Source organism: uncultured Pluralibacter sp. (genome assembly GCF_913775985.1).
Lineage (GTDB): Bacteria > Pseudomonadota > Gammaproteobacteria > Enterobacterales > Enterobacteriaceae > Pluralibacter.
In genome coordinates, this window is the sequence record NZ_CAJYMB010000080.1 from 1 (window position 1) to 6,743 (window position 6,743).

The window sequence follows — 6,743 nt, forward strand, 5'->3', positions numbered from 1 at the left end:
CGCGCACCGACGTCCTCTTTCTCCGCGCAAACCCGCGCGAAAGCTGCCCACCGCGTCCTTAATGCGCGACCCTGCTGCTCGAATTATTGTGGCGATCGCGCTATTATAAGCACCTTTTTTGAAGTTATTCGGCTGCCAGAGGCAGCCCGCTGTTGGGGTAGGGCATGAGGTCATTAGCAGATTTCGAATTTAATAAAGCGCCGCTATGTGATGGCATGATCCTCATATCTGAGCTGATCCGGGACGACTTTCCGGGACAGTATGTGACCGACGAGCTGGAGCAGCTGGTTCGCCTGGCGCAGGAAGAGATCAGCCCTGCCTGGACCGACAGCCGCCAGGTTGAGCGCTTACTTGAGCTTTTTTATGACGAATGGGGATTTTGCGCCTCCCATGGCATTTATCGTCTTTCCGACGCGCTGTGGCTCGATAAGGTGTTGAAAAACCGCGAAGGCAGCGCCGTTTCGCTCGGCGCCATTATGCTGTGGATCGCGCAGCGCCTCTCCTTACCGATGACGCCAGTGATTTTCCCTACCCAGCTTTTACTGCGGGCCGACGTGGAAACTGGCGAAATGTGGCTCATCAATCCGTTTACCGGCGATACTTTGGACGAGCACACCCTTGAAGTGTGGCTGAAAGGTAACGTGAGTCCGGTGGCGGAGCTCTTTAATGAAGATCTCGATGAGGCCGACAATGCGGAAGTGATCCGCAAGCTGCTGGACACGCTCAAATCGGCGCTGATGGAAGAGCATCAAATGGAGCTGGCGCTGCGGGTCAGCGAGGCGCTGCTGCAGTTCAATCCTGAAGATCCCTATGAAATTCGCGACCGCGGTCTGATCTACGCCCAGCTTGAGTGCGAGCACGTGGCGCTTAACGATCTGAATTACTTCGTTGAGCAATGCCCGGAGGATCCGATCAGTGAAATCATCCGCGCGCAGATCAACACGATTTCGCACAAACACATTACTCTGCACTAATCCGGAACAAATCCGATTAACCTCTGATAAGGCGATCTCATGAAACAAAAAGTGGTCAGCATTGGTGATATCAACGTAGCTAACGACCTGCCGTTTGTGCTGTTTGGCGGCATGAACGTGCTGGAGTCGCGGGATCTCGCCATGCGCATCTGCGAACACTACGTTACCGTTACCCAGAAGCTCGGCATTCCGTACGTGTTCAAAGCCTCTTTTGATAAAGCTAACCGCTCTTCCATCAAGTCCTATCGCGGACCGGGCCTGGAAGAGGGCATGAAGATTTTTCAGGAGCTTAAGCAAACCTTCGGCGTGAAAATCATTACTGACGTGCACGAGCCGCAGCAGGCGCAGCCGGTTGCCGAAGTAGTTGACGTTATTCAGCTTCCGGCATTTCTCGCCCGCCAGACAGATCTCGTTGAGGCGATGGCGAAAACGGGCGCGGTAATCAACGTTAAGAAGCCGCAGTTCGTAAGTCCCGGCCAGATGGGTAACATCGTCGATAAATTCGCCGAAGGCGGTAATGATAAAGTAATCCTCTGCGATCGCGGCACCCAGTTTGGCTACGATAACCTGATTGTGGATATGCTCGGCTTTAGCGTCATGAAGTCTGTCTCCGGCAACTCGCCGGTTATCTTTGATGTCACTCACGCGCTGCAGTGCCGCGATCCGTTTGGTGCCGCCTCCAGCGGCCGCCGCGGTCAGGTTACCGAGCTGGCGCGCGCCGGCATGGCTACCGGGCTGGCGGGGCTGTTTATTGAGGCGCATCCGGATCCTGAGCATGCAAAATGCGACGGCCCGTCCGCGCTGCCGCTGGCCAAGCTGGAGCCGTTCCTGAAGCAGATTAAAGCAATTGACGATCTGGTGAAGAATTTCGACGAGCTGGATACCAGCCACTAAGCTCTCACTTAAAGATGTAAAAAAACCCGCCGCGGCGGGTTTTTTCGTATCTGATGCAGCTTTACGCAAAGATTGTCATCAGGTAAGCCACGAACAGTGCCAGGTGCGCCGCGCCGTTGAGCACGTTGGTGCGCCCCGTAGAGAACGAGAGCTGGCACAGCATCAGCGACGCTACCATTACAATCATTTCCGGCGCGCCGAGGGCAAACTGCAGCTCGTTGCCGGTGAGGAAGGCGATTACCGTCACTACCGGCACCGTCAGTGAAATGGTGGCCAATACCGATCCGAAGAACAGATTCATTGCGCGCTGGACCTGATTGTTAAGTACCGCCCGCAGGGCGCCGAGACCTTCCGGAGAGAGGATCAGCAGTGCCACCAGGAAACCGGTAAACGCTACCGGCGCGTTCATGCTCGACAGCAGAGTTTCCAGCGGATTCGCATTCATTTTGGTTACGGCAATAACGGCAACCAGATGCACGATAAGCCATATTGCGTGCCACAGGCTGCTGTGGGCAGAGGGTTTGCCGTGATGTGGATCGTCACCTTCGTCTTCATGCTCGTATACGAACAGGCTCTGGTGGGTTTTGGTTTGAATCAGCAGAAATACGCCGTACATAGCCGCGGAGATAAGCGCGACCAGCAGGGCCTGCCCGGTTGAGAAATTGGCCCCAGGCAGCGCCATCGGGAAGACCAGTACAATAATCGCCAGTGGGAAGAGGGCGATCAGATACTGTTTGATGCCGAACAGGTTCATATATTGAGTGGCGAATTTACGCCCGCCCATCAGCAGTGAAAATCCAACCAGCCCGCCGGTTACGATCATTATGATGGAGTAAAGCGTGTCGCGCATCAGTGTCGGTGCTGCATCGCCGGTGGCCATCAGGGCAGAAATAAGGCTGACTTCAAGAATAACCACTGAAAGGCTTAAAATTAGCGAGCCGTAGGGTTCGCCCAGGCGGTGCGCCAGTACGTCGGCGTGCCGAACTACGCTGAACGCGCTGCTTAAAATGGCGATTAGCGCCAGAAGATTGATACCCGAAACAACCGGCAGCGATTGACTGTTTCCCCAGAAAAACAGTACCGCCATCGCCAGCACCGGCAAAATAAGGAATGTCTCCTTGTGGCGGGTTTTTACCGCCTCTTGAGTGTGTGTCATGTTGCTTCTCCATTTAAGCAGGCGTTTTAATTATAGATAGTCCAGCACGCTACAATAACAGACTGAATAGCTTAACCCAGACTTTTTACTGAAATTTACGTCTTGATAGGTAATTCATCTCTGGCTCATATATCTCTTTCTTTTCTGTTAATTATACAATTATAACAGTATCTTATGTTTTTAATTTTCACTGAATAATTTACCTGCTGGCGTAAGCGGTTAATCTCATCCACACTGAGAGTTTGGCTGAAATCAGGAGGTAAAATGCCCTATAAAAACCGCAACGAGCTCCCGGAAAGCGTGCAGCATGTTCTACCTGCCCACGCGCAGGATATCTACAAAGAAGCGTTTAACAGTGCCTGGGAGCAGTACAGGCATAAAGAAGACCGTCGCGATGACGCCACGCGTGAGGAGACAGCCCATCGCGTCGCATGGGCGGCAGTCAAGAACGATTACCAGAAAGGGGAAGATGATAAATGGCACAGGAAAAAGTAGTACTTTGTCTACCATTTGCTCTTTTCACTCACGTTTAGCAAGGGTTGCTTTCACGGGGCAGCGGCATTGCATATCATCACCGTCTTCTGGATAATATTTCGGCAGATCAACCCTCACTAATGCACGTTGCCTGCAGCGTGAATTATGACGGGTAGATGCAGGAATGAGGTGGCAGGGAAGCATGCAGTGGCGGAGGTAAAGATGGTGTTAACCCGTGATTTTTTGTTGAAAGCAGATTGCAAAACTGCTTTTGGCACAATTGAAGAGTCGCTGTTTTGGTCACCAGAACAGCGCGCGGCTTCACTGGCTGCAACTCTGGCCTGTCGGCCTGATGACAGCCCGGTCTGGATTTTTGGCTACGGCTCGCTGATATGGAACCCGGCGCTTAACTATATTGACTCCTGCACCGGTACGCTGCTGGGCTGGCACCGGGCTTTCTGCCTGCGCTTAACGGCCGGACGCGGTACCTCCTGCCAGCCCGGACGCATGCTGGCGCTTAAGCAGGGCGGGCGCACCACCGGCGTGGCCTATTGTCTGAACGAGGATGTGCTTGAAGAAGAGCTCTCTTTACTCTGGAAGCGGGAAATGATCACCGGTTGCTACTTGCCTACGTGGTGCCGGCTCTCTCTGGATGACGGCAGAACGGTAAACGCGCTGGTGTTCATTATCGATCCCCGCCATCCTCTGTATGAGTCGGACTCCTGTCCTCAGGTGGTCGCGCCGCTAATCGCCGCCGCCAGCGGCCCGCTCGGCAGCAACGCGCAGTACCTGTTTTCTCTCGATAAAGCACTAAAGCTGCTTGGTATGAAGGACGACTGCCTTGATGAGCTGGTGTCCAGAGTCCGCGAGCTGAAAACTAACGATTTACTCTGATAATCCTCTTTTTAGCAGCGTATAACGCTGCACTTCTCCGATTTTATTTAAAAAATTTTCTGTTGAACCGATTACTGGTGCGTTATCAATATGATAACGCTCTCTTTTATTTTTAAATAATGAGTTAAAAATTAATTTTAAAATATATCATGTTTTGAGATTTTTAAAATATATCATACAGTCGCTGATAATGTTTTCACCGATATGTATTAATTCAGAAGAAACTTTATTTTAATGCGAAACAGGTACTTACTTAGTGGTAAGTGAGGTTTGTCACATTTTTCTTTAAGCGTTGATTGCAACCCATTTCACTTTGTAACTGCACCGTCTACACTCCTAAAGAATAGTTCTTAAGTTGTCGGGAAAATAATGAAATATAGATAATAAATCTCACCTGCCATATCGCTACTGCTGTTAATCACAATACTCCATTTTATTGCGGAGTAAGAAGGCTGCGCCTGGCCTAACGCCACTGGCAAGCCTCCCCAATTCATTGTGATTGATGTGGTTATTTATGGTTGGGTGGTAAAAATAAAACAATTAAAAATAATATTTTGCTCGGCAAGGTATTAAGGGTTGTCTTTTGTCTGAATAAATAATTTATTGATTTCACGTTAGTGATGTCGATACTTTTTGTTTTTTCAGAACTTGTATTTATTGTGATCCGGGACTCTCTTTAACTCAATTTTATAATGGCTAAAAATAATACTGAAATGAGGGTTCATGTATGGCGAATATTATGCTTACTGCCAGAGATGGCGGTGCAACTACCTCTGCTAATGGCGCGTTTATTAATCTTTCCGGGCCGACGATTGTTAAAATAAAGCTCGATCCAAAAGAGATATCTCAGCTCTCACGTAATGGTAATGACCTGGTTATTACCCTTAAAAGCGGCGAAACCACAACAGTGCATAATTACTTTGTGGTTGATAAAAATGGCAATGGTAACGAGCTGGTACTTGAGGATGCGCAGGGCGCGCTTTGGTGGGTTAAAGATCCTCAGGCCGGCCTGCATTTTGAGCCGTTAGGCGATATTGACGCGCTGATGATTGAAGAGGCCGGGGGAGACAGTTTAAGCCCCTGGCTTTTTGCTGCTGCGGGCGGCCTGGCAGCGGCGGCGGTCACGCTGGCGCTGGCCGATGATAAAGATGATCATCATCGAAATGTGATTATTGATGACGGTGATTCGGACGGCAGTACCGGTGGCGGGACTACAGAAAATCCGGATAAGGGTAATCCTCCGGACGTCACGCCACCTTTTGTTGCAGTGCTGCATGTTGCCGGAAACGGCGTCGCAATCTCCGCCAACGGCGCGACAAATGATTCCACACCCACCATCAGCGGACTGGCGGAGCCCGGTAGCACGGTCACTATCTACGATGGTACGAATATCCTCGGTACCACAAAAGCCGCCGCCGATGGATCCTGGAGTATTACGCTGCCGCGGCTTGGCGACAGCACCTTTGATAATCTGACCGTCGTCGCCACAGACGCCGCGGGCAACCGCAGCGAGGCAGCTCATGTCCCCGGATTCACAGTAGATACGCTGGCACCGGATGCGGTCAGCGATATCACCGTCCTTAACGACCGGACGGGCGCCAGCGTGGCGGCGGGCGGCAGCCTCAACGACAGCACCCCAACCCTGAGCGGTAAGGGCGAGCCGGGAAGCACGGTCACCATTTTTAACGGCGGTACCGAGCTCGGCCACGTCGTTGTCGGCGCGGACGGCAGCTGGAGCCTGGTCCTGCCGGAGCTGGCTGACGGCACCTATGACAGCCTGACCGCGGTGGCGACCGACGCCGCCGGCAACGCCTCCGATCCGATAACGCTCCCGACCTTTACAATTGACACCGCCGCGCCCGCGGCAGTCAGCGATCTGGTTATCACCAATGACGAGACCGGCGCGGCGGTGTCAGCGGGCGGCAGCCTGAACGACAGCACCCCAACCCTGAGCGGCAAGGGCGAGCCGGGCAGCACTGTGACCATTTTTGATGGTGAAACCGAGCTCGGCCACGCGGTTGTCGGCGCGGACGGCAGCTGGACGCTGGTTCTGCCGGAGCTGGCAGACGGGACCTACAGCGGCTTAACGGCGACTGCCACTGACGCGGCGGGCAATGTTAGCGCACCCGTGACGCTTCCAACCTTCACCATAGACACCGCCGCGCCAGCGGCAGTCAGCGATCTGGTTATCACCAATGACGAAACCGGCGCTGCGGTTGCGGCGGGCGGCAGCCTGAATGACAGTACGCCAACCCTCAGTGGTAAGGGCGAGCCTGGCAGCACGGTGACCATTTTTGATGGTGAAACCGAGCTCGGCCACGCGGTTGTCGGCGCGGACGGCAGCTGGACGC

General features: G+C 52.9%; 6 protein-coding genes. 5 read left to right on the top strand and 1 reads right to left on the bottom strand.

What is annotated here, in order from left to right; all coding sequences use genetic code 11:
• Positions 1-164: 164 nt before the first annotated feature.
• Positions 165-974, top strand: coding sequence for an invasion regulator SirB1 (gene sirB1, locus QZ766_RS08620; RefSeq protein ID WP_297200250.1), 810 nt, complete (start codon positions 165-167; stop codon positions 972-974).
• Positions 975-1,013: 39 nt separating this feature from the next.
• A complete protein-coding gene (gene kdsA / locus QZ766_RS08625; protein ID WP_297200253.1) occupies positions 1,014-1,868 on the top strand; it encodes a 3-deoxy-8-phosphooctulonate synthase in 855 nt (284 codons plus the stop codon).
• Between the two features lie 61 nt (positions 1,869-1,929).
• Here the strand turns inward: kdsA and chaA are convergent, their stop codons facing one another.
• Positions 1,930-3,024 (bottom strand): sodium-potassium/proton antiporter ChaA, encoded by a 1,095-nt coding sequence (gene chaA, locus QZ766_RS08630; RefSeq protein ID WP_297200256.1) that lies wholly within the window; start codon positions 3,022-3,024, stop codon positions 1,930-1,932.
• Between the two features lie 264 nt (positions 3,025-3,288).
• Here chaA and chaB point away from each other — a divergent pair, with 264 nt between their 5' ends.
• The 3 genes from chaB to QZ766_RS08645 all read left to right on the top strand — a co-directional run.
• On the top strand, positions 3,289-3,519 hold the full coding sequence (gene chaB, locus QZ766_RS08635; RefSeq protein WP_297200258.1) for a putative cation transport regulator ChaB: 231 nt from the start codon (positions 3,289-3,291) through the stop codon (positions 3,517-3,519).
• Between the two features lie 204 nt (positions 3,520-3,723).
• On the top strand, positions 3,724-4,392 hold the full coding sequence (locus QZ766_RS08640) for a gamma-glutamylcyclotransferase (protein ID WP_297200264.1): 669 nt from the start codon (positions 3,724-3,726) through the stop codon (positions 4,390-4,392).
• A 727-nt stretch (positions 4,393-5,119) separates the two neighbouring features.
• Positions 5,120-6,743 (top strand): Ig-like domain-containing protein (locus tag QZ766_RS08645; RefSeq protein WP_297200261.1); only part of this gene is annotated, 1,624 nt, incomplete at its 3' end.